At 41.9% G+C, this 26298-nt stretch carries 24 protein-coding genes; 18 read left to right on the forward strand and 6 right to left on the reverse strand.

The genetic code is table 11. The features are described from left to right. Positions 1-5: 5 nt before the first annotated feature. The 13 genes from sat (at position 6) to R2B72_RS01755 (ending at position 12712) form a co-directional block, all read left to right on the forward strand. On the forward strand, positions 6-1154 hold the full coding sequence (sat, locus tag R2B72_RS01695; protein ID WP_318614408.1) for a sulfate adenylyltransferase: 1149 nt from the start codon (positions 6-8) through the stop codon (positions 1152-1154). Positions 1155-1191: 37 nt separating this feature from the next. Then, positions 1192-1971, forward strand: a complete 780-nt coding sequence (gene cobA / locus R2B72_RS01700) for a uroporphyrinogen-III C-methyltransferase (RefSeq protein ID WP_318614409.1) — start codon at positions 1192-1194, stop codon at positions 1969-1971. A 22-nt stretch (positions 1972-1993) separates the two neighbouring features. Continuing rightward, a complete protein-coding gene (locus R2B72_RS01705; protein ID WP_318614410.1) occupies positions 1994-2740 on the forward strand; it encodes a sirohydrochlorin chelatase in 747 nt (248 codons plus the stop codon). Between the two features lie 13 nt (positions 2741-2753). Continuing rightward, positions 2754-2912: a YezD family protein gene (locus R2B72_RS01710; protein WP_412177775.1), complete on the forward strand. Its 159-nt coding sequence runs from the start codon at positions 2754-2756 to the stop codon at positions 2910-2912. A gap of 40 nt (positions 2913-2952) precedes the next feature. Continuing rightward, positions 2953-4782 carry an assimilatory sulfite reductase (NADPH) flavoprotein subunit gene (locus R2B72_RS01715; protein ID WP_318614412.1) on the forward strand — a complete coding sequence of 610 codons (1830 nt, stop codon included), beginning with the start codon at positions 2953-2955 and terminating at the stop codon, positions 4780-4782. Between the two features lie 26 nt (positions 4783-4808). Next, complete coding sequence (cysI, locus tag R2B72_RS01720; protein ID WP_318614414.1) at positions 4809-6548, forward strand: assimilatory sulfite reductase (NADPH) hemoprotein subunit; 1740 nt, start codon at positions 4809-4811, stop codon at positions 6546-6548. Positions 6549-6587: 39 nt separating this feature from the next. Next, positions 6588-7232, forward strand: a complete 645-nt coding sequence (locus tag R2B72_RS01725; RefSeq protein ID WP_318614416.1) for a bifunctional precorrin-2 dehydrogenase/sirohydrochlorin ferrochelatase — start codon at positions 6588-6590, stop codon at positions 7230-7232. A gap of 50 nt (positions 7233-7282) precedes the next feature. Beyond that, positions 7283-8212 carry a cysteine synthase A gene (gene cysK, locus R2B72_RS01730; protein ID WP_318614668.1) on the forward strand — a complete coding sequence of 310 codons (930 nt, stop codon included), beginning with the start codon at positions 7283-7285 and terminating at the stop codon, positions 8210-8212. A gap of 137 nt (positions 8213-8349) precedes the next feature. After that, positions 8350-9192: an ABC transporter ATP-binding protein gene (locus R2B72_RS01735; RefSeq protein ID WP_318614417.1), complete on the forward strand. Its 843-nt coding sequence runs from the start codon at positions 8350-8352 to the stop codon at positions 9190-9192. Then, positions 9125-9877 carry an ABC transporter permease gene (locus R2B72_RS01740; RefSeq protein ID WP_318614418.1) on the forward strand — a complete coding sequence of 251 codons (753 nt, stop codon included), beginning with the start codon at positions 9125-9127 and terminating at the stop codon, positions 9875-9877. The genes R2B72_RS01735 and R2B72_RS01740 overlap by 68 nt, the downstream gene beginning before the upstream one ends. A 27-nt stretch (positions 9878-9904) precedes the next feature. Beyond that, positions 9905-10909 (forward strand): aliphatic sulfonate ABC transporter substrate-binding protein, encoded by a 1005-nt coding sequence (locus R2B72_RS01745; RefSeq protein ID WP_318614420.1) that lies wholly within the window; start codon positions 9905-9907, stop codon positions 10907-10909. Between the two features lie 198 nt (positions 10910-11107). Further along, positions 11108-11974: a mechanosensitive ion channel family protein gene (locus R2B72_RS01750; protein ID WP_318614421.1), complete on the forward strand. Its 867-nt coding sequence runs from the start codon at positions 11108-11110 to the stop codon at positions 11972-11974. Positions 11975-12070: 96 nt separating this feature from the next. Beyond that, on the forward strand, positions 12071-12712 hold the full coding sequence (locus R2B72_RS01755; protein ID WP_318614422.1) for a Yip1 family protein: 642 nt from the start codon (positions 12071-12073) through the stop codon (positions 12710-12712). 57 nt (positions 12713-12769) lie between these two features. Here R2B72_RS01755 and R2B72_RS01760 read toward each other — a convergent pair whose 3' ends face one another. After that, positions 12770-13792, reverse strand: a complete 1023-nt coding sequence (locus tag R2B72_RS01760; protein ID WP_318614424.1) for a hypothetical protein — start codon at positions 13790-13792, stop codon at positions 12770-12772. A 244-nt stretch (positions 13793-14036) separates the two neighbouring features. Beyond that, entirely contained in the window at positions 14037-15767 is a 1731-nt protein-coding gene (locus R2B72_RS01765) for an ABC transporter substrate-binding protein (protein ID WP_318614425.1), read from the reverse strand. 115 nt (positions 15768-15882) lie between these two features. Here R2B72_RS01765 and R2B72_RS01770 point away from each other — a divergent pair, with 115 nt between their 5' ends. Next, positions 15883-17112, forward strand: coding sequence for an MFS transporter (locus R2B72_RS01770; protein WP_318614426.1), 1230 nt, complete (start codon positions 15883-15885; stop codon positions 17110-17112). A gap of 325 nt (positions 17113-17437) precedes the next feature. On the opposite strand, the gene R2B72_RS01775 is transcribed toward R2B72_RS01770, so the two are convergent. Beyond that, positions 17438-18928 (reverse strand): catalase, encoded by a 1491-nt coding sequence (locus R2B72_RS01775; protein ID WP_318614427.1) that lies wholly within the window; start codon positions 18926-18928, stop codon positions 17438-17440. 305 nt (positions 18929-19233) lie between these two features. On the opposite strand from R2B72_RS01775, the gene dacB reads away from it, so the two are divergent. Beyond that, complete coding sequence (gene dacB, locus R2B72_RS01780; protein WP_318614429.1) at positions 19234-20721, forward strand: D-alanyl-D-alanine carboxypeptidase/D-alanyl-D-alanine-endopeptidase; 1488 nt, start codon at positions 19234-19236, stop codon at positions 20719-20721. A gap of 43 nt (positions 20722-20764) precedes the next feature. Here dacB and ilvA read toward each other — a convergent pair whose 3' ends face one another. Continuing rightward, positions 20765-22033, reverse strand: coding sequence for a threonine ammonia-lyase IlvA (gene ilvA, locus R2B72_RS01785; protein WP_318614430.1), 1269 nt, complete (start codon positions 22031-22033; stop codon positions 20765-20767). A gap of 107 nt (positions 22034-22140) precedes the next feature. Next, positions 22141-23040, reverse strand: a complete 900-nt coding sequence (locus R2B72_RS01790) for a diacylglycerol kinase family lipid kinase (protein ID WP_318614431.1) — start codon at positions 23038-23040, stop codon at positions 22141-22143. A 140-nt stretch (positions 23041-23180) separates the two neighbouring features. Between R2B72_RS01790 and R2B72_RS01795 the strand changes: the two genes are divergently transcribed. Both R2B72_RS01795 and R2B72_RS01800 read left to right on the forward strand, forming a co-directional pair. Continuing rightward, on the forward strand, positions 23181-23990 hold the full coding sequence (locus R2B72_RS01795; protein ID WP_318614432.1) for an SDR family oxidoreductase: 810 nt from the start codon (positions 23181-23183) through the stop codon (positions 23988-23990). A gap of 26 nt (positions 23991-24016) precedes the next feature. Continuing rightward, entirely contained in the window at positions 24017-24772 is a 756-nt protein-coding gene (locus R2B72_RS01800; RefSeq protein ID WP_318614670.1) for an SDR family oxidoreductase, read from the forward strand. Positions 24773-24875: 103 nt separating this feature from the next. On the opposite strand, the gene R2B72_RS01805 is transcribed toward R2B72_RS01800, so the two are convergent. After that, positions 24876-25301: a MarR family transcriptional regulator gene (locus R2B72_RS01805; RefSeq protein WP_318614434.1), complete on the reverse strand. Its 426-nt coding sequence runs from the start codon at positions 25299-25301 to the stop codon at positions 24876-24878. Positions 25302-25442: 141 nt separating this feature from the next. On the opposite strand from R2B72_RS01805, the gene R2B72_RS01810 reads away from it, so the two are divergent. Continuing rightward, positions 25443-26165: a DUF2161 domain-containing phosphodiesterase gene (locus R2B72_RS01810; RefSeq protein WP_318614672.1), complete on the forward strand. Its 723-nt coding sequence runs from the start codon at positions 25443-25445 to the stop codon at positions 26163-26165. Positions 26166-26298 lie beyond the last annotated feature (133 nt).

A 26298-nucleotide genomic window follows, 5' to 3' on the forward strand; every position in this document is an offset into this window, starting at 1 on the left:
TCGTAATGGCTTTGAGTCAACCGCATGGTGGAATATTGATTAATCGTTGGAATCCTACATTTCAATTTGAAGGGCTTACTGAAATCGTTGAACTAGATGAGATAGCGAGTAGTGATTTAGATTTGATTGGTTCGGGTGCCTATAGTCCTTTAAGTGGTTTTCTGTCTGAAGCAGATTATTATTCTGTTGTGACAACAATGAGATTGACGACGGGAGAGCCGTGGACAATTCCGATTACATTGCCAACGACGGAGGAAAATGCGGAAAACATTGCGATTGGCAGTGTTGTGAAATTAGTAAGAGATGGCGTTGTTTATGGGGTGCTAGACGTTTCGGATATCTTCACGCCTGATAAAGAACAAGAGGCTGCACTGGTGTATCAAACGACAGATCGTGAGCATCCAGGTGTCAAGAAGCTGTTTGAACGACCGAATGTCTACCTAGGCGGAAAGATTACGCTAATTGAGCGTCGTCCGTTGAACGAGTTTTCGGATTATCTATATGATCCATCTGAAACCCGTGAAAACTTTCAGGCACTTGGCTGGAATACAGTTGTTGGCTTTCAAACGAGAAACCCTGTACATCGTGCACATGAGTATATTCAAAAAACAGCATTGGAAATTGTTGACGGTTTGTTTTTAAATCCATTAGTTGGGGAAACGAAGTCGGATGATGTGCCAGCAGATGTACGATTAACAAGCTATGAAGTATTGCTTGAAAACTATTATGCCAAAGATCATGTGTTTTTAGGTGTATTTACAGCGGCGATGCGTTATGCAGGACCACGGGAAGCTGTTTTCCACGCGATGGTAAGAAAGAACTTTGGCTGCACGCATTTTATTGTCGGGCGGGATCATGCAGGGGTGGGTAATTACTATGGCACCTATGATGCGCAAAAAATATTTAGTAATTTTACGCCTGAAGAACTAGGAATCACGCTATTATTCTTCGAACATAGTTTTTATTGCAACAAATGTGCGAGTATGGCGACGCCGAAAACATGCCCACATGATGCGAGTGACCATGTCATTTTGTCGGGGACAAAGGTGAGGGAAATGTTGCGCAATGGTGAGCAGCTACCTGTGACGTTTAGTCGTCCGGAAGTAATTGAGGTATTGATCGAAGGAATGAAGCAACAAGAGGTTCATTCATAAATCATATTGAACTAAAACGGTGAGAGGAGCGAAGAAGATGGGAAAAGTATATTTAGTAGGTGCTGGACCTGGCGATGTTGATTTGATCACTGTTAAAGGGTTGAGATGTATTCAAGAGGCAGATGTCATTTTGTATGATCGATTGATCAATAAAGAGCTGTTACGTTATGCGAAGCCGGGGGCAGATTTGATTTATTGCGGTAAGCTACCAAACTATCATGCCATGATTCAAGAAACCATAAACCATTTTTTAGTGAAGTTTGCCAAGCAAGGCAAGACGGTGACGCGGTTAAAAGGTGGGGATCCTTTCATTTTTGGGAGAGGTGCGGAAGAAGCAGAGGCACTAGTGGATTATGGAATTCCATTTGAAGTCGTTCCCGGGATTACGGCGGGAATCGCGGCTCCCGCCTATGCGGGTATTCCAGTGACGCATCGCGAGTTGAGTTCTAGTTTTGCGATTGTTACGGGGCATATGCGTGCTGGAAAAAGTGATGCCATTCACTGGGAAAGCTTGGCGAAAGGCATCGATACGCTGGCAATTTATATGGGAGTCGGGAACCTGCCTCATATTTGTGAGCAATTGACGAAGCATGGTAAACCCGCTAGTACGCCAGTTGCGCTCATCCATTGGGGCACTACGGAAGCGCAACAAACGGTGACAGGAACACTTGCCACTATTGTTGATGTTGTGGCAAAATCGGATATTAAAAATCCAAGCATGATTGTGGTCGGTGAAGTGGTCAAACTGCGAGAAAAAATTCAGTGGTTTGAACAAAGTAATTTGAATGAGGTTTTGATGAAGGAACTATCTATATAACGAGTAATGGGGAGGGAGCAATATGCAGGCAGTTTTATATGTGGGCCATGGTAGCCGAATACAAGCAGGTGTCGAGGAAGCGATTCAATTTATCGAAAATTGCAAAGTGATGATAGACGTTGCCATTCAAGAAATTTGTTTTTTAGAACTGGCCTCGCCGAGTGTTGATGAAGGGATTACGAAGTGTGTGGAACGCGGCGCAACTAAAATTGCTGTTGTTCCTATCCTGTTATTAACGGCGAATCATGCCAATGAGGATATTCCTTTTGAAATTGAGGTAGGCAAGATTATGTATCCTGATGTTGAATTTACATACGGCAAAGCATTTGGTATTCATCCAAAAATCGTTGATAGTTTATATGATCGAGTTATCCAGAAGCAGGTTCCGATTGATGTAGAAGCACAGGTGTTACTCGTAGGGCGGGGGAGCAGTGATGTAGCTGTGAAACGTGATTTAACAGAAATTGCACAACTACTTGCGAACAAGTATCCCTTTCAACAAGTGGACGTTTGTTTTCTCTATGGCACATCCCCTTCGTTTGATGAAGCCTTGGCGCAAATACGGCAAACGACACCCCGACAAATTTTTATCATTCCTTACCTATTATTTTCAGGAATCCTCATGAATGGTATTGAAAGAAAAATTGCCAAGCATTCCTCAAACGATCATCAGATTATTCTTTGCGAAAATTTGGGCTATCACAAATATGTTCAAGATGTACTTGTTGAACGGGTAAATGACTTGCTAGCTGCACCAGCAATCATGTAAGCGATATGAAAGGATGAAGACTACGATGGGAAATCGAAAGGACAATGTGGAACTGGCGATTGATACGTTAAAGCAAATGTTGACAACAATGAATTATGGTTCGATTACATTGGTTGTCCAAGATCATGTTGTTGTTCAAATTGAAAAAAATGAAAAAATTAGACTTAAATGAAGGTTAAGCTCGACACTATTATAAATATGAGGTGGATACAATGACTCTTCAAGTGATGAATAGTCCATTTAATGAGCAGCAGGTGGCACTTCTCAATCAGCTACTGCCAGCATTAACGGAGACACAGCAAATTTGGCTAGGTGGCTATTTGAGTGCTCGTCAAATCGAGAAAACGCCAAGTGAGTCTAGTAGTACAGCTGTTTTAGAGGCTCAAGAAATTGTGGAAAAAGTCATTACGAAAGAGGTAACGATTCTATTTGGCTCTCAGACAGGCAATGCACAAGCGCTTGCGGGTAAGTTGACAAAAAATTTACAAGCAAAGAATTTTAACGTCACACTCACGTCGATGAATGATTTCAAGGTAAATACATTAAAGAAAATTGACAACTTATTGCTGATTGTTAGTACACACGGAGAAGGCGATCCACCAGATACTGCGCTACCTTTTTACGAGTTTCTGCTAGGGAAAAGAGCACCACGATTAGAAAACCTTCAGTATTCTGTCCTTGCTTTAGGGGATAGCTCCTATGAATATTTCTGTCACACAGGAAAAGAGTTTGATGAGCGGCTGCTTGAATTAGGTGCGAAACAGCTTAGCCCGCGTGTCGACTGTGATTTAGATTTTGATGAACCGGCAGAGGAATGGTTTGCGACAGTTTTAGTAGCATTAAATCATTTACAAGGCAGTCATTCTGCGGTTGATCAACAAGCAGTTACCGGAGAAGATGCTTCAGCAGAGGCTGAGTATTCGCGTACAAATCCATTCAAGGCGGAAATTCTTGAAAACTTGAATCTGAATGGACGTGGCTCGAACAAAGAAACACGTCATATTGAATTATCACTGGAAGGATCTAATTTACAGTTTGAACCAGGCGATAGTTTGGGTGTTTATCCTCAAAATGATCCTGAGCTGGTCGATGCTTTGATTGCGGAGCTGAGCTGGAATGGCGATGATCCTGTTGCAGTCAATAAACAAGGAACGTTTCGTCCGTTACGTGAGGCATTGCTATCTACTGTTGAAATTACCGTGCTGACGAAGCCATTGCTACAAAAGCTAGCGGAGCTTACTGCGAATCCTGCATTGAAAGAATTAGTAGTGGCAGGCAAAGAGCGGGAATTGAAGGACTATATGTATGGCCGTGATTTGTTAGATGTTGTGCGTGACTTTGCTCCTTGGCAAGTGCCTGCATGTGAATTTATCGCAATACTTCGCAAAATCCCTGCGCGACTCTATTCGATTGCGAGCAGTCAAAAAGCCAATCCAGATGAAGTCCATTTAACGGTTGGAACGCTACGTTATGAAGCGCATGACCGTCAGCGACTAGGTGTTTGCTCGGGGGAATTAGCGTTACGCGCACAACCAGGAGACCATTTGTCCGTTTACGTGCAAAGCAATCAGAACTTTAGATTACCGGCAAATCCTAATACACCAATCATTATGATTGGACCTGGAACAGGCATTGCACCGTTCCGAGCATTCCTCGAAGAACGCGAGGAAATTGGCGCGGAAGGGAAGACATGGTTATTTTTTGGCGATCAGCATTATACGACTGATTTTTTGTATCAGACAGAATGGCAACGCTTCGCGAAAGAAGGCATCTTGACGCAAATTGATGTGGCATTTTCACGTGATACAGCCGACAAGGTGTATGTACAGCACCGCATGCTAGAGAAAAGTCAGGAACTTTTCGAGTGGTTGGAAGAGGGAGCTGTCCTTTACGTTTGTGGGGATGAAAAACATATGGCCGCAGATGTCCACGATACATTGGAAACCATTTTGCAGGATGAAGGCGGCTTGAATGCGAAAGAAGCGGCAGACTATTTGGCAGAGATGCAACAGCAGAAACGCTATCAGAGAGATGTTTATTAAGGAAATTGTGAAGGGAGCAAGCGTAGATGACGAAAAAAATTGTATTACCGCCACAAGCGGGCAAGCCGAGTGATGTCGAGCGCATTAAGCTAGAAAGTAACTATTTGCGGGGATCGCTTGCACAATCACTGACAGAACAAATCAGCTCTGGGATTAATGATGATGATAATCGGTTGATGAAATTCCATGGCAGTTATTTACAAGATGACCGTGATTTACGCAACGAGCGCCAACGTCAAAAGTTAGAACCAGCGTATCAATTTATGGTACGAGTGCGTGCACCAGGTGGTATTGCCACACCCGCGCAATGGCTGGTGATGGATGATCTTGCCAATAAATATGGCAATGGGACGCTGAAATTAACAACGCGCCAATCATTCCAAATGCACGGCATTTTAAAGTGGAATATGAAGAAAAACGTGCAAGAAATTAATGCAGCATTGATGGATACTCTGGCAGCTTGTGGGGATGTCAATCGTAATGTTATGTGTAATCCGAATCCCTACCAATCAGACATTCACGCGGAAGTGTATGAATTGGCCCGCGAATTGAGTGAATACTTATCTCCGCGGACGCAAGCCTACCATGAAATTTGGTTGGACGGCGAAAAAGTGGTGAATAGCCAAGAGGTCGAAGTTGAGCCGATGTATGGTGAGCTATATTTACCACGTAAATTTAAAATTGGTTTGGCAGTTCCGCCTAGCAATGATATTGATGTCTTTTCACAGGACCTTGGGATGATTGCCATTTTAGAAGATGACCAATTAGTTGGTTTCAATATTGCTGTCGGTGGCGGCATGGGGATGACGCATGGAGATGCAGCGACATATCCGCAGTTGGCGAGGGTAATTGGTTTCTGTACACCTGATAAAATTATTGAAGTCGCGGAAAAAGTGATTACGATTCAGCGCGATTACGGGAATCGTTCTGTCCGAAAATATGCTCGTTTTAAGTATACAGTCGATACGAAAGGGTTGGAGTGGATTGCAAGTGAGCTCAATAACCGTTTAGGCTGGGATCTTGAAGCTGCACGCGCGTATCGTTTTGAGCATAATGGCGACCGCTATGGTTGGATTAAAGGCAATGATGGAAAATGGCATTACACGCTGTTTATCGAAAATGGGCGGGTTCGCGATGTGGATGGGTATCCACTCATGACAGGTCTACGAGAAATCGCCAACATCCATACGGGAGATTTCCGACTGAGTCCAAACCAAAACCTTGTCATTAGTAATGTGACGAGCCAGAAAAAGAAGGAAATTGTGGAGTTGCTAGAACGGCATAATATGACTGACGGTGCGCACCATTCTGCATTACGTCGCAGTTCTATGTCTTGCGTTGCGTTTCCAACATGTGGGCTGGCGATGGCAGAAGCAGAGCGCTATTTACCTTTGTTAGTAGATAAAATTGAAGTCCTTTTAGATGAATCTGGCTTACGGGACAAAGAAATTGTTATTCGTATGTCGGGCTGTCCGAATGGTTGTTCACGTCCAGCATTAGGGGAAATTGCTTTTATAGGGAAAGCGCCTGGCAAATACAATATGTATGTAGGTGCGAGTTTTGCTGGCGATCGTTTAAACAAAATCTATCGTGAAAATGTCGGAGAAGAAGAGATTTTGGCTTTACTTAAACCACTACTGGCACAATATGCAAAAGAAAGATTGGAAGGCGAGCATTTTGGTGACTTTGTCATCCGATCGGGTCATGTCAATGCCGTTCAAAATGGTCTGGATTTTCATGATGAGGTAGCTAGTACAAATGCATAGTAAGTTAGCGTAACTTTGGAACGATAGGTGGCTTTAGGGATGGGAACATATCCAATCATGTTGAATATGAAAAACAAAGCAGCTGTCGTTGTTGGGGGCGGCACGATTGCCTATCGGAAGACACTTGGCTTATTGCAGGCGGGGGCTAACGTAACAGTCATTAGCCCAGCCCTTCATTTGAAAATGGAAGCACTATTTATAGATAAGCAAATTAAGTGGCATAATAAAGCGTTTGAGCCGCAAGATCTTCAAGATGCTTTACTCGTCATTGCAGCGACGAATCAGCGGCAAGTCAATGCGTTTGTCGCTGCTTCAACTGGTGAACATCAGCTTGTAAATGTCGTGGATAGCCAGGCGTTAAGTGACTTTCAAGTACCAGCTAAGCTGGAGCGCGGTGACTTAACGATTTGTGTGGCGACGGGTGGGTCTAGTCCCTCGTTGGCTACGGTTATTCGTGATGAACTGGCGGAGAAGTATGATGACTCTTATAAGGACTATTTAAATTTCCTTGCGTTCGCTCGGGATAAAGTGAAGCATTCTAGATTTGATCAACCAACAAAAATGCGCATATTGAAAGAAATTACGGGCGAATCATATCGACAATCGTATGGAATGCAGCAAGCATTTCTGGAGATGATAGATCGCTTTGAAAACGATTATTCCTTTATTGAGAGGCTTAGTTGAATTTGCCTTTCTTCTAGTAAGATAATGTGGGATTTGAAAGGATGATGGCTGTGAGAGTCGTGAATAATATAGCTGAACTGATTGGTCAAACACCATTGGTCAGATTAAATAGGCTTGCTGATCCGCGGGGGGCAGCTGTTTACGTCAAGCTGGAGTCTTTTAATCCGAGCAAAAGTGTCAAGGATCGGGCGGCTTTTAATATGATTGTTGAGGCTGAGAAAAGTGGGCAATTGAAGGAAGTGGCAACGATTATTGAGCCAACGTCTGGAAATACGGGCATTGGATTAGCGATGAATGCGGCAGCAAGAGGGTATCGGGCGATTTTTGTCATGCCAGATAACGCAACGATTGAACGCATCAATTTAATGAAGGCTTACGGAGCGGAAGTCGTCCTAACACCTAGTGAAGAGCGGATGCCTGGGGCGATTGCTAAGGCCAATGAATTGGCTTCGCAAATTGATAATAGTTTTATTCCGATGCAATTTGAAAATGCAGCCAATCCAGACGCTCATCGAACAACGACAGCTGTTGAAATCATTGAGGCGCTAGCATCTATTAATCGGACACTGACTGCTTTCGTTTGTACGTCAGGCACGGGTGGTACGGTGACAGGAACTGGAGAGGCACTGAAAGAGCATGATGCCAACATCACTGTTCATGTTGTGGAGCCTGCGGGATCGCCTGTACTATCAGGCGGAGAGCCAGGGAAACATAAACTCGTCGGGACCAGCCCTGGCTTTATTCCTTCGGTGTTAAATACGACTATTTATAATGAAATATTTCAGATTAAGGATGAAGAAGCGTATGACATTGTCCGTAGTGCCGCGGCGCGAGAAGGGCTTCTTGTTGGTCCGTCGGGAGGCGCATCTATCTACTCAGCCCTCATCGTTGCGAAGCGTCTGACGCCAAACGATACAGTCGTCTGTATAGCACCAGATTCAGGTGAACGTTACTTGTCGAGTGATTTATTTACATTTTAATCATCATTTCATAGCGGTCACAACTCAAAAAAAACGAAGAGAATTTTTAGAATAATAGTTGTCAAATGATATAGAAATTAGTGATTTTTTATTAAATATATTGATTTAATCGGCATTTTGAAGGGAGGCGGATTCGCATGTATTTAACAATTGATGGCATCGAAAAAAGCTTTCCTCACGCAGAAAAAGGGCAAGTGAAAGTACTCGATAATATCCAATTAGAAGTGGAGAAAGGTCAGTTTGTTTCGATTGTTGGTCCATCAGGATGCGGCAAGTCCACGTTGCTGTATCTCATTGCGGGTCTTGAGAAGGCTGACAAAGGAGAAATCCGCATTGAAGGAAAGAAAGTGACGGATGCGGGACCAGATCGCGTCGTTGTATTTCAAGAAGCGGGGCTATTCCCTTGGCTTACTGTTCTGGAGAACGTTACTTACGGCTTGCTGTTGAAAGGAATGGCTAAAGGTGAGGCACAAGATAAAGCAAAAGATATGTTGAAAATGGTGCATTTAAGTAATTATATCGATTCCTATCCTCATCAGCTTTCGGGGGGCATGAAACAACGCGTGTCCATTGCGCGTGCACTCGTGATGGAGCCCGCCGTCTTGTTGATGGATGAACCATTTGCGGCTCTTGATGAGCAAACAAGAATGGTTTTGCATCATGAACTGCTTGAAATATGGCGGAAAACAAAAGTGACCATTTTCTTCATCACACATAATATTCGCGAAGCGGTTTTATTATCTGAAAAAATTGTTGTGTTTGAAACAAGGCCTGGAAAAATTAAATCGACTCATACGATGAAGACGTCGACAGATGGAATTACACCGAATGATGTGACATTCCATTTAGAGAAGGTAATCTTAGCGGAATTACAAGGTGAAATAGAGAAAGTGTTAAAGGAGGAGATGGGGGATGACTACATTTTGGAGACGGATCCTCTTCATCGGGCTACTAGCGGCGATATGGGAAGTAACATCTAGATTATCAAGTTTGCCAGATTTTATGTTTCCAACGCTAACCCAAGTACTTCAAACACTTTTTTCGGGGATCACTAGCGGGCAAATCACGACAGCGATTGTCACCAGTATGGCACGGTTACTCATTGGATTTTTGATAGCCGTAGTAGTAGGCGTGTTCCTAGGCTACCTAATCTGGCGTTCTAAGCTTGTAGAGGACACACTAGGATTTCTGATAACGGCTTTACAATCCATTCCAAGTATTGTGTGGTTTCCACTCGCCATTATCTGGTTTGGTTTAAATAACTTCTCCATTCTGTTTATCGTCACGATTGGGGCCACATGGACCATGACGATCAGTGCAACAAGTGGCTTTAAAAATGTGCCGTCATTGTATCAACGGGTTGCTAAAACATTAGGGTCAAGTGGCTTCCACTTTTTACGAACAGTGATCTTACCGGCATCTGTTCCACAAATTATATCGGGCTTACGCATCGCCTGGGCATTTTCATGGCGTGCGTTAATGGCCGGTGAATTACTTGGTGGAGGAGGGGGACTTGGCCATCTACTAGAAACGGGCAGATCGCTTGGCCAGATGGATTTAGTCATTTCCGTCATGATTATCATTGGTGTTATCGGTACGATTATGGATAATCTGGTGTTTTTACGATTAGAACGTAGTGTCCAGAAAAAATGGGGCATTCATTAAATGACATCATTCGGGGGAGAGAGAAAAATGAAACGTAAATTATGGATGCTTGGAGTTATTTCGATACTGGTATTAGCTTTTGGAACAGCATGTGGCAAAGGAGATCAAGGTGCAGCCGGTAGTAAAGAAGTAAATATCGGTTATTTTCCAAACTTAACACATATCGCAACGATTGTTGCCTTAGAAAAAGGCTATTTTGCCGAAGAGTTCGGAGAAGATATTAAGATCAATACGAAGACGGTCAGTAATGGTGGCTTGTTCACGGAAGCACTGGTGACTAAATCAATCGATGTCGGCACTGTTGGACCGGGGCCATTATTAAATTTATATGTGAAAGATCCGAATTACCATATTATTTCAGGCGCTGTCAATGGTGGAGCTGTGCTTGTTACGAGTGAACATAGTAATATTACAAATCTAGCGGATTTAGACGGAAAAAAAGTAGCTATTCCTGTCATTGGCAGTACTCAAGATGTCATGCTGCGTAAAGCGCTCAAGGATGTTGGATTGAAGCCGACATCGAATGGTGGAACAGTTGAATTATTTGCAGCGGCACCTGCTGATACAGCAACGCTATTCATCCAAAAGTCAGTGGATGCAGCAGCAACGCAAGAGCCATGGGGCTATATTTTAGAAACGCAGGCGAACGGCAAGTTATTGCTAGATTGGGAGTCGTTTGCGTGGGGCAAAGAATCGACCAATACAGTTGTCGCAGCGACTAAAAACTTTGTGAGTAATGAACCATTTGTCACAGCTTATTTAACAGCTCACACTAGAGCGGTTGCTTTTATAAAACAAAATCCACAAGAAAGCCAAGACCTAGTCATTCAGCATATCAAAGGCTTAACAGGGAAAGAAATTAATAAAGAAGAACTGCAGGCAGCATTTGCGCATCTTGAAGTAACAACAGCTGTCAATGAGCAAGTCATTCAGGAGATGGCCGATATTAGTAAAGAAGCAGATTATATTAAAAGTAGTAATATTAAGGGCATGATTCAATTGGATCAGCTGAAGGCAATCGAGGGAAATTAATAATGAACCTCCACGCTTAGAGTAGCTTAGGATATTTGCCAGTACAATAAAATCCAGACAATCCCCAATTCTATGTGCGATTGGGGATTGTCTGCGTTGAAAAATGATTTTCAGCGCAATACCTGCTACTATAATCAGTAAGTGGTGTATGACGATTATGCGACTTGCAGATTTTTGCAGAAAAGGATTTGGATAGCTATGCAAGGTATTTTACAAGAAATACGAAAATTTTTTCCGTTTGGTTTTGACGATGTAAGTTCTTATTTTTCAAAATTAGCGTTGACGATTGCTATAACGTATGGACTTCTCGTTATTTTTAGAATCGCGATGCAGCAATTATTTAAGCGTACAACAATTTTAGAAGAAAAAAAGAAAGAAACGATTGAAAGTGTTGTGAAAAATACATCCAAGTATGTCTTTGCTATCATTATTTTAATCGCGGCAATCAAACCATTTGTCGGTGATTTGAAGGAAGTCATAGTGGCTGGGGGAATTATTGCAGCTGTCATTGGCTTTGGTGCTCAAAAACTTATCAATGATATTATCAGTGGGATATTCATGATTTTTGAAGGGACAATTAAACAAGGTGATTTTGTCCATGTCAATGGCGAGCTTGAAGGTGGAACGATTGAGGAATTAGGTTTTCGGATTGTGAAGATTCGGTTGATTAATGGAAAACTGGTGACGATTTCTAATGGAGAAATCCGGAAATTTGTCAATGGCTCCGTGGAGAAAAGACGAGTCTTTGAAAGTATCATTGTGTCTTTTAAGCAGAATCCAGGCGAGGTAAAGCAATTATTGCAAGAGGTTTGTGAAGAGTTGAATGGAATGCAAAAGCATTATTTAAAAGTAGATTCATCTACGGGTGAGTTTGAGGAAATGTATAAGATTTATGGCTTGCATTCATTAGATACGAGTCCATATGGCTATAAGTTTACAATTGTGGCCACGGTCAATGATACGGATTATTTGAAAGCTTCTATCGAGGCGAAGGAACTATTAGCGCAGAGACTTTATGATGGAAAGATTAAAATGGCGGAGCAGTTAATTACTGTAAGGCAATAATGGTGTAGAGGCGATAGGCTTCTACATCTTTTTGTTTTCGATGAAACTTATTATCCTACTACACGTAGAATAGGTAGTGAAAGAGGGTGTTCATCTATGAATGAGGGAAATGATGCGTTGGATAAGAAAGAACAACGGAATCTATGGACGTCTATTTGGCTGGAACCAAGAGAAACTGTACGTTATGCGATCGACCATAAGACGATGAAGTATGCCATCATGTTGGTCATAATTGCCGGTCTATTTGATGTGTTGAATGCGGCGACGCAAAATAATCTGGGTGCCACTTTTACATCGCCTAGTTTTTTTATCTGGTTGATAGTATTAAGCCCTGTTTTAGGATTAATTGGTTGGTGGATTGGTGCTGGGATTGCTACGATGGTTGGTACATGGTTCGGTGGTACAGGGACTTTTGCTGAGCTGAAAATGGCTTTTGCGATATCGTATATACCTGTCATACTTGGAGGGCTTATATGGATTCCGGATCTCCTTATATTGGGGAAATCTTTATTTGTAGAAGATTTTACTGTCTCAGGTTGGCGGTTAATTTGGCAGTTTTTTAGTGGATTTGTCGGTATTGTGCTAGGTATATGGAGTTTCATCATTACGGTAATGGTTGTTGCGGAAGCGCATAGAATCTCCGGATGGCGTGGCTTTTGGACAGTTGTGATTCCAGGCGTTTTGCTTGTTATTGTGCTATCTATCTTCTTTCTACCGTTTTTCTTCCTATTATTTTAGTTGAAAACGCAGCTAGACAACAGGGGAATTGTTGTCTAGCTGCGATTTTTCATTTTTTCAGCCGAAAAAAGGGACAACCTCTTTTGCAATTTGTTCTGGAACTTTTAAGCACAGCGGTTCATTATGCAGGAAGTTAAAGACGTTCATGTCGCTCGTTTGAAGTGCGCCAATAGTGAGGCGGGGGACAAGTCGAACGTGAACTCGTTCAGCGCCATTAGGTGAAACGGGAATAAAGAGCCCGAGATTGAAACTGGCAATGCCGATGCTGTTAAAGTAACGGAAGAAACGTGTAAGGCTGTCGGCAAGGTCTTGCCAGTTGTCATCGGTCAATTCATCAAGAGAAGCAGCGTTGAATACGCCGATAAAGTCGGTATGGCTTTTGGGTGCGAACGCATGTAGCCAGTCAATCGTTCCGGCTGTCCCGATGAAACGTTCATCTAGTTCGCGTTCTTGTTCAACTAATGCAGCATAGAAGTTTTGACCTTGTGTATTGTGAAATTGCGCGGCTGCTGCTGATGTTGTTGCCTGATAGTTCGTAGGGTGTTCAGATGCCAATACATGAATATGTGGATGTAAAATACTACCTCCTGATGGCGGTAAGTAGTTCCAGTTGATGGATGCATACGTTGTTTGTGCATCCTGGGCAATTACTTTGTTCAAATAGTCATGTGCAGCTGAAAATGAATCGGCAATCATCGGAGCTGTGAATGCATCGAGCTTCACGTAATGCAGATCACACATGCGAACGACGGCATTGTGTTTACTATACGGAAATAAATTTGGAAAAACGACTGCTTCGCCTTTGGTAAGTCTACCTCCTGTCACTAGCGTTTCAGGGAAAGTCGGTGTAAATGATTGTACATTTTCAGGACAGAAGGGACATTTGCTACCTGCTGTCTCTTTCGCAAGTTCGCTGTAATCCGTCGGTACAAATGGAGCTCCAGGATCAAAAATAATGCGTGATGTTTCACCTGTAAGTGGATCTTTACGGATTTCGGTTTTGCGGTCAGTGAGTTTTCGCTCTTGCATTGGATCATGGAATGTGAAAAATTCTTCATGTGCTGTGAATTGGATAGTCATTGTTATTTCCCCCTAAAAGTAATCATGCGTGCTATGTCTATTCTAACTATGGTTGACGAAAAAGTCAGTATATTTGTCGGAATCTTTATTAATATAGGGGACGGGGTCTACTATTTTCATGTAATTACGCTTTAATCTGCGAAATTTCCGTTTTCGCGCGATTTCCCCGGAAATACTCGTGATTTCCGGGGAATAAAGAGCAGTAACTTCATTCATTTACGCCTACGCAAAATGTATACGCCCCCTATCTACCAGCTCGTTTCCATACTTTTCGATAGTCAATTCTCCCATTACGATCCAATTGTATATTCACATACGAGCTATTTCCCGGTTCATATATAGTGTGTGAACGATGCGTTAAAAAAAGAAGTATGTGGTTCGTTGTTAAATACGACTCTAATTGAAAATACGATTCCCAACGCGTTTTATCAGTTCTAGATTCTTTAATTGTGGTAATTTTTTGATCAACCACTTTTTTCATTTCATCAGTTAAGCAAGGGTAGATGGGTAGGGTAGATGATTGGCTCGCTGTCAAAACAGATAATAGTCGATCCTCCCCTAAGGCAATACCACCGACAAACATATCAAAACAATCGAACAGCCTATCATTCAGTTCAGGTAAGTCGAAGAGTTCTACAGTAGATATGATTCCGTGCTCTGCCAGCTGCAGTTGAAGAATGAGTGCCTCACGTTCGTGATTAGCATCTGGTCGAATTTGTTGTGCCGCAATTTTAATAATAACATCTGGTGGAATACATTCAATTGAAGGCTGATGCTCCTTATTGTTTAGTATCATTGACCGCTCAGTGACAAAACTGTATGCGACTTTTTCATTTCCGCCCTGCAAACAAAAATCAGCTCGGTTAACGATTGAATAGATGAATCGGCGGAACTGTGCGTCTTGCATTGGTCCATTTTTACGACAATTGAATGCGATATAATCTGCGCCTTCCTCCTGAACACGAATTTCCTTCCATGAGGCATCCGGTGCATTTAACAGTAGAGGATGTTTCGCTTCAGCATGAATTGTGAAAGGGGTTTTGATGATTTCTACGCAATCCAGCCATGGTCGATTTCCATAATAGTCTGGGAAGACATCGAGGCGAACCATGTCTTCATCGTGCCGCACTAATTGAAAGGGGCCGCAACCAACAGGGTGTAGACTAAAACTGTCATCCTTCTCAATCATTTCAATTGGTATAATGGATGCCTTTTTGTTAGATAAATATCTCGGAAAGAGAAAATCCGGATTTTTTAGATGAAAAATAATTGCGGTTTGGGATGGCGTGTCAATCTGTTTGAGATTTTGAATAATCGGTTCCTGCAAAGGGAATCGTGTAAAAGTTGCTTTTACATCCTCACTTGTTAACTCGCGTCCATGGTGGAAGCGGATGCCTTTTCGAAGATAAAAAGTCCATTGCTGCCCATCCGAACTCTCCCAATGGTGAGCAATTCGAGGAAGCAGTTGCTGAGAGATAGAGTCGTATTCTACAAGACGGTCAAAAATTTGTTGGACCATATGTGCATCATGCCTGGAAAGGATGTATGGAGGATCCATGATAAGACTTGTTTCATAAAAGGGATAGCGCAGCACATCGTTGTTCAGTTCTGTCGTGTTTTCTTGTGACAGACCTAAATGCTCTTCGAACCACCGTTGAAAATCATCTTGTAAATGGCTATCAAACTGCTGAATAATCTGGAATGCATCTTTGTAATGGCCTTGCTGAATGTTGTGCTTTGCTTCTGTCAGCTGAATCTCATCGTTGGATTGAAGTACAGTGATTTTCGGCTTTTTGCCTCGACCTTTTTGAACTACCCAACGAATATGTCCTTGCTGATGTAAATACTTCATGACGGTTTTGCTGTGGCGTTCTGAGCAATTTAGCAGTAGCGCTAGCTGAGCGATTGTTGTTTCTGTCTCTATATTTTTGATGAAATGCCGTGTTAGTTCTTTTGTATGCTCAATATATTTCATATAGCTATCCTCCACTCTAAAAAGGTGAACTGATAAAAATATAACGCTCACTTTTTCTTCACCTTTATCTATTCTATAGTTTATATACGGAAAGAAGCAATAAGGGGATGGGAAAATGGCTTTAGAAGCAACAGAGCAAGTGGCAACAGAACGGGCACTTTGGAGGAATAAGAATTTCATGCTTATTTGGGGCGGCTCCATCATATCTAGCTTTGGTCATCAAATGTACATCATCGCAATTCCGCTATTAATTTATGATTTAAGTCGATCCGCATTGGCGATGAGTACAATGCGGGCCATTGAATTCTTCCCGAATATTGTCATCGGTATGATGGCTGGTGTCTTTGTCGATCGGTTGAATCGAAAAAGGATGATGCAATGGACAAGTCTCATTCAGATGATGTCGATGCTAGGGATGATTATGCTTCTTTTTACGGGGCACCTATCACTTTGGCATTTATATATCCTTGGATTTCTTTTATCTTCTGCGGGCTATACATTTGGTAATGCTCATCATGCAGTTCTCCCGCAAATCGTAACGAAGGAACAACTTACTTCCGCGAATGCGAAGCTATCTTTTGTCAGTACATTTATCCAGACAATCGGACCTGGTTTGGCAGGAGTACTCCTAGTGGCCTTTTCATATACGTCAACATTGGCTGTGTATATGCTGTGCCTAGTTATCTTATTTATTTGCGTTTCTTTATTTCAAACTCCGGCAACTGGTCGGATGGAGCACAAGAAAACCACAGTTGTGCAGGATATCAAAGAGGGCATAGATGAATTATTTCGTAATAAAACATTGCTAACGCCGACCTTTACAATCTTGTTCATGAATTTTGCCTCTAGCCTTGTGATTGGTGTACTAATTTTTTACGTTACCGATCAACTCGGTGTGACTGCAGTACAAGTTGGCTTGATGTACACGATTTCTGCGATTGGTGGAATTGTCGGGGCAGCAGTTGTCAGTCGTGTCCGGAAGAAATTTGGACGAGGAAATATTTTTACGTTCTGTCTGCTGTTCGATGTTATCGGCATGGGTTGTTTAATAGTTGCACCGACATGGTGGGCAATTGGCATTGCGCTTGCCATTCGGACGTTTTCTACAACGATTTCTAACATTGTTTATTTCACGATTAGGCAGGAATTCACCCCCAATCATTTGCTTGGACGCGTTGCAGGTACGTCCTCCATGTTTATGAAAATGACTTTGCCATTTGGTCTTTTTATTGCGGGATTATGGGCTGAATGGTTTCCGATTCGAATTTTGTTTGGTTTCGCTACCTTAATTTTTCTAACTATGTTTCTTCGTTTATACGCACATCCTTTTAGGAAATTGGACTAGCAAGGGAAGAGTTAGTAGTATGATTGCGGTATTTGCGAGAGGAGAAGAGGTCTTTTTTCTTAATTTGGTCTTATTTTAGGGGATTTTCGATGTAAACGACGAATCTATGATTTTCGTGCGATTTCCCCGGAAATACTCGTGATTTCCGGGGAATATTTTGAACTGAACTACCGATTCTGTAAACTGTCCCACGCTTTGACGAAACTGAGCTACCGATTTCGTAAATTGCCCCACGCTTTGGCGAAACTAAACCACCAAACATAATTCCATTCACCATAATAAAAGGAGTAGCCACTTCGGCTACTCCTTATGAGCAATAAAATACTTATTTAGCTTCGAATGTTGCTGCAGCTTCTACTTCGCTCCAAGCGATACCAAGTGCATCTGCAACACCTTTTCCGTATGCTGGATCTGCTTTATAGCAGTGAGCGATATGACGTAGTTGAATATGCTTGTCAACGCCTTGCATATTACGTCCAGTGTTTTCGAACAACACTTGCTGTTGTGCTGGGCTCATCAAGTTAAACAATTTACCTGGTTGCTCGAAGTAATTGTCGTCATCTTCTCTAAAGTTCCATTGGTCTGCTGCGCCAAAGATATCAAGAGCTGGCTCTTTGTATTTCGGCTGTTCTTGCCATTCACCATGGCTGTTTGGCTCATAGTGAATTTTGCTGCCGTGATTACCATCAACACGCATTGCGCCATCGCGATGGTAGCTGTTGTGGAATGGGCATTTCGGTTGGTTGACCGGAATTTGGTGATGGTTAACCCCTAGACGGTAACGTTGTGCATCGCCATATGAGAAGAGGCGACCTTGCAACATTTTGTCTGGTGAGAAACTAATACCTGGTACAACGTTTGCTGGTGTGAAAGCAGCTTGCTCTACTTCAGCAAAGTAGTTGTCTGGATTACGGTTAAGTTCGAATTCGCCAACCTCGATAAGTGGGAAGTCTTTTTTGTACCAAACCTTTGTTAGGTCAAATGGGTTGTAAGGCATGTTTGCAGCTTGTTCTTCTGTCATCACTTGAATGAACATTTTCCATTTCGGGAAGTTGCCGTTTTCGATGTTGTCGTAAAGGTCGCGCTGATGGCTCTCGCGATCTTTTCCAACAACTACCTCAGCTTCCTGATCTGTTAGGTTTTCAATGCCTTGTTGTGAATGCATGTGGAATTTCACCCAAACGCGTTCATTTTGTGCATTGATCATACTGAATGTATGGCTTCCGAAACCGTGCATTGTGCGATATGAACTTGGAAGTCCGCGGTCACTCATGACAATTGTTACTTGGTGAAGTGCTTCAGGCAGTGATGTCCAGAAGTCCCAGTTGTTGTTCGCACTACGCATATTCGTACGTGGGTCGCGTTTAACAGCGTGGTTTAGGTCAGGGAACTGCATTGGATCTCTGAAGAAGAACACAGGTGTGTTGTTTCCGACAAGATCCCAGTTTCCTTCTTCTGTGTAGAAGCGCGCAGAGAATCCGCGAATATCACGTTCTGCATCAGCGCCACCGCGTTCGCCTGCAACAGTTGAAAAGCGTAGGAACATATCTGTTTTCTTACCGACTTCAGAGAAAATTTTTGCCTTTGTATATTGTGAAATGTCATGCGTTACTGTAAATGAACCGTAAGCAGCTGAACCTTTTGCATGCATACGACGCTCTGGAATTACTTCACGATCGAAGTGAGCAAGCTTTTCTAATAGCCAAACGTCTTGTAATAGGATTGGACCCCTTGGGCCAGCTGTCATTGAGTTTTGGTTATCAACGACGGGTGCACCAGCTGCAGTTGTTAATTTTGGTTTTTGATTTTTAGTCATTTAATAGTCACTCCTTAGATTAATATAAATCTTACATGATAATAATAACAAATTAAGATTCATTATACCAATTAAATAGACTTGTATAGGTAAGAAAGCTTTTTAATTGAGAATGGGTACGATTAAATGAGAGTACCACATTGTTAATAGGAATAATTGTCTATTTGATTTTGGATGGCGCTACATCTAAGTAAAGGATAACATAATAATTGATTATTTTGCAAAATTCTAAAATAATGAACTCCTTATATTATTCATGTACACTACTACTATCGTGTTCTAGATTTGAGAGGAGAGAAAATGATTTGTTACAACGAAGATTAGCAAAAGTACTACTGATTTTATTATTGGTAATGGGGACTGTTTGTACACCATTCCCGGAACAATCGACGGCACAAGCGGCTACATCCTCCTATACGGATTTACAAAGCTCAATTGATGCTATTTTGTTAGATAGTAGAATGAAAGGAGTCGCGAGTAGTGTCGCGGTTCGTAAAGCATCTACTGGAGAAATGGTTTATCAATCTAATGCGGATAAAGCAATTACACCAGCGTCTACATTGAAAATTCTTACTGCAGCGGCGGCGCTTGAAACATTAGGCGAAAATTATCGTTTTGCAACTGAGGTTCTAACGAACGGGGAATTGTCAAAGGGAACACTGACCGGCAATCTCTATCTCCGTGGGAAAGGCGATCCGACATTGGTGAAAGCGGATTTTGATCATTTCGCTATGCAGTTGTCCAAGCAAGGTGTGAAAAAGGTTTCCGGTAATTTAATAGGGGATGACACATGGTTTGATGCCATTCGTCTATCGCCAAGTATTGACAAAATGGATGAGTCCTATTATTATGCAGCGCAAGTTTCTGCCTTAACGGCTTCGCCGAATACTGACTATGATGCGGGCACAGTAATTGTCGTATCGAAGCCGACTACGAATGGGAAAGCATCCAAAGTAACGTTAACACCGGAAACAGCTGTTGTTCAGGTCGTCAATCGCTCTAAAACAGTGCCAAAAGGTTCTAAAAATACATTAAAGATTGAACGCCAGCACGGTACGAATAAAATTGTCATCACGGGCAATATACCGATTGGATCAGCTGGTAAAAAGCAATGGATAACGGTGTCTAATCCAACAGCTTATGCACTTGATATTTTCAAGAAATCATTAGCTGCTAAAGGCATCACATTTGTTCCTTCATCTAAAACAGTACGCGGTAAGACACCTGAAAATGCTGAAATCTTAATCGCGAAAAATTCAATGCCATTGAAGAATTTGATGAAGCCTTTTATGAAACTAAGCAATAATTCACATGCAGAAGTATTAGCGAAGGCGATGGGTAAAACACAATATGGAGAAGGGAGCTGGAATGCTGGATTAAAAGTAATGCGGGATTATGCAACGTCTATTGGATTAGATGTCAACGATTGGGTATTTGAAGATGCTTCGGGCATGTCTCACGCTAACAAAGTGACTTCGGCTCAAATGACGGAATTACTTTATCAAGTTAGAACAGCCCCATGGTACGGTTCATTTGCGCAAGGACTTCCTGTGGCAGGAGCACCTGATCGATTGATTGGTGGAACATTGAGAAATCGAATGACGGCTGCTCCAGCAAAAGGGAATGTAATGGCGAAAACGGGTAGTTTGAACAATGTCAGTGCCTTGGCAGGATATGCACAAACGAAGGATGGAGAGTTACTTATTTTTAGTGTGCTAACACAGAATCAGAAAACTAGCACAATCCCTGTCCTAGACAGAATTGCAACTGTTATTGTCAGTTCTAACAACTAAAAAAACCCCGGTAATCCACGATTATGTGGATTACCGGGGTTATTTAGATGAGTAGCTCGAATAATGTACTGTCTTTGTTGACTTCCTTGAAAGAGAAGCCGCAGTCTTTCATTCGCTGAATAAGACCGAGATAGTCTTCTTTGCGTTTAATTTCCACGCCAACCAGTCCTGGGCCACTTTCTTTGTTGTTTTTCTTCGTATATTCAAAAGTTGTAATATCATCATCTGGTCCAAGTACTTCATCGAGAAATTGGCGTAAGGCCCCTGCCCGCTGTGGGAAATTGACGATGAAATAATAGAGTAGACCTTCATAGAGCAAGGATTTCTCTTTGATTTCTTGCATCCTGCCAATATCATTGTTCCCGCCACTAATGACGCAGACAACAGATTTTCCTTTAATTTCATCTTTGTAAAAATCGAGTGCGGCAATCGGTAGGGCTCCTGCGGGTTCGGCAATGATTGCATATTCATTATACAAATTCAAAATCGCTGTACAAACTTTCCCCTCAGGGACAAGTACGATATCATCCAAGTATTTACGACAGATGTCATACGTCAATCGACCAGCGCATTGTACGGCAGCACCATCTACAAACTTGTCGATTTTTTCAAGTACCGTGACTTCGCCATTCGTAAACGCAGCTTTCATACTGCCAGCACCTTCAGGCTCCACACCAATCATACGTGTATGTGGAGAGACGTTTTTAATATAGGTGCTTAAACCGGCCATGAGACCGCCACCACCAATACTGGCAAATACGAAATCGAGAGGTTCTTCGATGTCATTCATCATTTCAACCGCGACGGTTCCTTGTCCCGCGATGACGTCATAATCGTCGAATGGGTGGATGAAGATTCGATCGTTTTCAGAGGCGTATTTAGTTGCATGGGCAGAAGTATCATCGAATGTATCGCCTACTAAAATGATCTCCACGACATTTTTGCCAAACATTTTCACTTGGTTAATTTTTTGTTTAGGTGTTGTTTGCGGCATAAAGATTTTTGCTTCAATTCCTAACTGTGCGCAGGCATAGGCAACTCCTTGTGCATGATTTCCTGCGCTGGCGCAGACGACTCCTTTTTCACGTGCTTCTGTTTCGATGCTTTTAATTTTATAATAGGCACCACGCAGTTTGAAGGATCGAACATGCTGTAAGTCTTCTCTTTTAACATACACGTGGCAATCGTATTTTTCGGATAGTCGCTCATTTCTTTGCAAAGGTGTATGTGCAACAATATCTTTTAATAATTGGTTGGCGATTAGTATTTCTTCTACATGAAAGGTTTTAGGTTTAGTGTTTGTAAGATTCATAATTCTGTCAATAACCTCCATTATCATTTGAACATTTTTTAATCATAACACAACATTCAAATAATTGAAACTAGAGTGTTCGAAATTGTGCGTAAACTTTCGTGGCATTAAAGGGTCAAGACTAGTGTTAATGCTTGTTCATGGATGGCGACATGAAGTGGAGTTGATGTCACGATTTCGCCGTCTACAATGGCAGCAACTGGTCGGTCCGATGTAATAACAACTTCTTTTCCTTCTATGTAAGTGACACCTTTTCGTAGAATCGGTTGTCCGCGCAGTAAAGCTGGGAAAAATTGGAAGAGTATTTTCATGCGCCCGACATCGTGAAGTAGCGTCAAATTGAGAAGGTCATCCACTGGAGATGCTTGTGGGCAAACAACTAGACCGCCGCCATAAGAAGATGTATTACCACAGGCAATAAGCCAAGTAGTTTTCATCGGAAAGGTATGACCGTCTATCGTGACGTCGCTTGTAAAGGCTTGAAAGGTTAGTAACCCTATGACGGCCGCAATGGTATAGGCGAATGAACCGATACCTAGCTTATTCAGAACTGGTTTGTACCAAGATTGATTGACACGTTGACCAATAGTTGCGTCAAGTCCAATGCCGGCAACTGTAATACCGTAGCGCCCATTGATCGTGAGCAAGTCGATAGCTGTTGTTTGATGTGCTACTAATTGCTCGATGAACCGAGCAGGCTGGGTCGTTAATGTAAACATACGGGCTGTATCATTGCCTGAACCTGCGGGCAGAATTGCCAATGCGGTCGTTGTTTTTGCGATGGATTGAATGACAGAGCTAGTCGTTCCATCACCACCGATGACTGCAATCGCCTTGAGTGTATACAGTTGTTGCTGCTCTGCAATAAAGCTTTGAGTTGCTGTTTCTGAGCTACTCATCAGCACACGATAGTCAATCGTTTGCTGTTGTAAAATTTTCTCGGTTTCTCTCCACAACCCAGCAGCTTGGCCTTTTCCTGCGTCTGGGTTGACGATAAATACATACACTCAATCACCTCATTTCTATTCAATCAGTTTATCATATTGATGAAAAGTCGGGCATTACTATATTGCTATTCCAACTTATATGTTTTAATGTTAAAGTAGATTAGCAGCAAGTCATTCAATATGAAAGAAGGTTTTTTTAGATGGGTAGGGTGCAAGGAAAAGTTGCCTTAGTAACAGGTGGGGCATCAGGAATTGGATTATCCGCAGCAACATTGTTGGCAAAAGAGGGCGCGAAAGTTGTCATTGCCGATTTTAACCTCGAAGGTGCAAAGCAAGTCGCAGAAGAGATTAATCAGCAAGGCGGCGAAGCGGTTGCGGTCTTTTTGAATGCTGGTGAAGAACAGTCCATTAAGGATGCGGTTGATTTCACAGTTGAACAATTCGGTACGATTACAGTTCTTTATAACAATGTTGGTTTAACGAATCTTCAAAAAGATTTAGACGTAGTGAACATTGATTTGGATGAATGGGATCGCTTGATGGATGTCAACGCGAAGAGCGTTTTGATTGGTAGCCGTTATGCAATTCCGCATATGCAAAAAGCAGGCGGCGGTTCAATTATTAATACGGCTTCTATGGCAGGATTTGCGAGTGACGCTGTTCGTTCAGCTTATGGTGCATCCAAAGCAGCTGTTGTCAATTTGACAATGTATATCGCTACGCAGTACGGGAAAGATAAAATTCGTTGTAACGCAGTTGCACCCGGCTTAATCTTGACGCCTGCTGCAAAGCGCAACATGCCAGAAGAAGTGCTTGACATTTTCGGTAAATTTAATGCACTGCCCTATCATGGGGAAGCGGACGATATCGGTTATACAGTTGTATTTTTAGCTTCAGATGAATCTAAATTTATTACAGGGCAAACGATTCAAGTTGAAGGCGGTCACTATATCGGAAATCCGAGCATCGCTGATTTCCAAACTTATATGGCAAAAGTTCAAGGTAAATAACTAGGACTCAAAAAAGGAGCGGATTCATTATGAAATTACAAGATAAAGTAGCGATTATTACAGGTGGAGCTGGCGGTATTGGTATGGGGATGGCAACGGCATTCGTGAAAGAAGGTGCAAAAGTTGTCATCGTCGATTTAAACAAAGAAATAGGCGAGCAGACGGTTAAACAATTAAAAGAGCATTCGCCTGAGTCAATGTTCATTCAAGCTGATTTATCTGATCACGATAAGCTAGGTGATATCGTTAAACAAGTAGCTGATCAATACGGTAAACTTGATATTTTGGTTAACAATGCGCATGCTTCGAAAATGGCGTCAATTGAAGAAACAACGCAAGCAGAGCTTGATTTTTCGTTTAACACTGGGTTTTACCCGACATTTTTCCTTATGCAAGCGGCTCTTCCTTACCTAAAAGAATCACAAGGAAAAATTATTAACTTTGCATCTGGTGCTGGTCTTAACGGCGATGTAAACCAGGCTTCTTACGCGGCTGCAAAAGAAGCGATTCGTGCGGTTACACGTGTAGCAGCGAATGAATTTGGTCCATTTGGCATCAATGTTAACTTAATTTCTCCAATTGCTAAATCCCCTGGTATGGTGCAATGGGCAGAAGAAAATCCAGAATACTATCAAGGGATGCTTGCTAAAATCCCGATGAGAAGACTTGGGGAAGTAGAAAGTGATATCGGACGTGTAGCGGTATTCCTTGCGAGTGAGGATTCTGATTATATTACAGGTCAAACAATTATGGTAGATGGCGGATCTATTAAGTTACGCTGATGTTATAAGTAGGCATAGTTTGGGGCTGTACAGAGAGTCAGTGAAAACTGATTTTCTGAGCAGCCTTTTTGTCTATCATTAATGAAGTCCAAGTTGATTCATTTTAATCTTGTAAGGATTGCTCCAGTTTTTGATAAATGGCCAATAAGGTCGTTTGCTCTTCTTCAGTAAGGTGTGAAAATAATTCTCCACGTGTGGCATGACCATCTTTTTGTGCCTGATTGAGTAAAGCGATGCCTTTTTCTGTGATGGACCAATAAGTAGTACGGCGGTCGAGATCATCCTGTCTACGATTAATCAATTCTTGGTCAGCTAGTTTGCCGGAAAGATGTGTCAGCGATGCAGGTGTAAAGCCTAGGCGTTTTGCTAAATCAGATGGTCGACTTTCACCATCTTGACGTAGTTCATGTAAGACGATAATATGTGAAATCCCGAGATTGTGAGCAGATCTACTTTTCCAGCGAACGGTCATTTTATGATTCACTTTTTCAAAAGCATGAATGAGTTCAAAAATTGTTTTATCAGTCATTAATAAAAACCTCCAAAAATAGGTACTAATATTACATTTCTATTGTACCATTAATGTGAAAGGATATTAGGCATAATGAAATTTAGTGTTAAACTAAATGCTTTAGGATGAAGTAGCTACATAAGGATGTGCTCTGTGACGATGAAGAAACAAGAAGATAAATGCTTTGAGGTTGATCTCTATCAGCCTGTGAAGGATTATTTTATCAAAAAAGGATACGAGGTTTATGGGGAAGTGAATCATTGTGATGTTGTTGCTGTCAGAGGAAATGAGCTAGTCATTATAGAGTTGAAACTATCGCTGACCATCGATTTACTCATCCAAGCAACTAAAAGGCAGCGCTTAACGAATCAAGTCTACGTTGCCATTCCCAAACCGAAATATAGCCTTCGGTCGAAAAAGTGGAAGGATACTTGTCATTTGATAAGAAGGTTGGAATTAGGACTAGTAACGGTTGCATTCCATGGTGACGATGACATATATATGGAAGTTGTGCATAAACCGGCTACTTTTGATAGACAAAAAAGTATGCAGCGCAGTAAGAAAAAACTAACTAATTTACTCACAGAAATTGAAGGAAGAACTGGAGATTATAATACAGGTGGCAGCAGTCAGACGAAAATACTGTCTGCCTATAAAGAAAACTGTATTCATATCGCTTGTTGTTTGCTGAATAATGGACCTCTTTCTCCAAAATCATTGAGAGGAATGGGAACAGGAGAGAAAACGACAGCCATACTTTCTAATAACTATGATGGCTGGTTTGATAGAGTTAAAAGAGGAACATACTCGTTAAGTGAGAAAGGAGAAGGTGAGTTACGAGAATTTCCTGAATTGATGGCATATTATAGGGGGTTTGCGTGAGCATTGTGAGGAAGGATTTGTCCGTTCTCATCTACTATTCTTCCGGAGTAATTTGAATTTTACTATTGTTCATCGAATCTTCATATGTTAGTGCTTTGTTTCTACTAAATTGTATAGTATTATAGTAGTTTGT

Source organism: Sporosarcina sp. YIM B06819 (assembly GCF_033485175.1).
Taxonomy (GTDB): domain Bacteria; phylum Bacillota; class Bacilli; order Bacillales_A; family Planococcaceae; genus Sporosarcina.

Coding starts and splice junctions, on each gene's coding strand:
- sat (WP_318614408.1), top strand. CDS start 6: ATGGCTTTGAGTCAACCGCATGGTGGAATATTGATTAATCGTTGGAAT.
- cobA (WP_318614409.1), top strand. CDS start 1,192: ATGGGAAAAGTATATTTAGTAGGTGCTGGACCTGGCGATGTTGATTTG.
- R2B72_RS01705 (WP_318614410.1), top strand. CDS start 1,994: ATGCAGGCAGTTTTATATGTGGGCCATGGTAGCCGAATACAAGCAGGT.
- R2B72_RS01710 (WP_412177775.1), top strand. CDS start 2,754: ATGAAGACTACGATGGGAAATCGAAAGGACAATGTGGAACTGGCGATT.
- R2B72_RS01715 (WP_318614412.1), top strand. CDS start 2,953: ATGACTCTTCAAGTGATGAATAGTCCATTTAATGAGCAGCAGGTGGCA.
- cysI (WP_318614414.1), top strand. CDS start 4,809: ATGACGAAAAAAATTGTATTACCGCCACAAGCGGGCAAGCCGAGTGAT.
- R2B72_RS01725 (WP_318614416.1), top strand. CDS start 6,588: ATGGGAACATATCCAATCATGTTGAATATGAAAAACAAAGCAGCTGTC.
- R2B72_RS01735 (WP_318614417.1), top strand. CDS start 8,350: ATGTATTTAACAATTGATGGCATCGAAAAAAGCTTTCCTCACGCAGAA.
- R2B72_RS01740 (WP_318614418.1), top strand. CDS start 9,125: ATGACTACATTTTGGAGACGGATCCTCTTCATCGGGCTACTAGCGGCG.
- R2B72_RS01745 (WP_318614420.1), top strand. CDS start 9,905: ATGAAACGTAAATTATGGATGCTTGGAGTTATTTCGATACTGGTATTA.
- R2B72_RS01750 (WP_318614421.1), top strand. CDS start 11,108: ATGCAAGGTATTTTACAAGAAATACGAAAATTTTTTCCGTTTGGTTTT.
- R2B72_RS01755 (WP_318614422.1), top strand. CDS start 12,071: ATGAATGAGGGAAATGATGCGTTGGATAAGAAAGAACAACGGAATCTA.
- R2B72_RS01760 (WP_318614424.1), bottom strand. CDS start 13,792: ATGACTATCCAATTCACAGCACATGAAGAATTTTTCACATTCCATGAT.
- R2B72_RS01765 (WP_318614425.1), bottom strand. CDS start 15,767: ATGAAATATATTGAGCATACAAAAGAACTAACACGGCATTTCATCAAA.
- R2B72_RS01770 (WP_318614426.1), top strand. CDS start 15,883: ATGGCTTTAGAAGCAACAGAGCAAGTGGCAACAGAACGGGCACTTTGG.
- R2B72_RS01775 (WP_318614427.1), bottom strand. CDS start 18,928: ATGACTAAAAATCAAAAACCAAAATTAACAACTGCAGCTGGTGCACCC.
- ilvA (WP_318614430.1), bottom strand. CDS start 22,033: ATGAATCTTACAAACACTAAACCTAAAACCTTTCATGTAGAAGAAATA.
- R2B72_RS01795 (WP_318614432.1), top strand. CDS start 23,181: ATGGGTAGGGTGCAAGGAAAAGTTGCCTTAGTAACAGGTGGGGCATCA.
- R2B72_RS01805 (WP_318614434.1), bottom strand. CDS start 25,301: ATGACTGATAAAACAATTTTTGAACTCATTCATGCTTTTGAAAAAGTG.
- R2B72_RS01810 (WP_318614672.1), top strand. CDS start 25,443: ATGAAGAAACAAGAAGATAAATGCTTTGAGGTTGATCTCTATCAGCCT.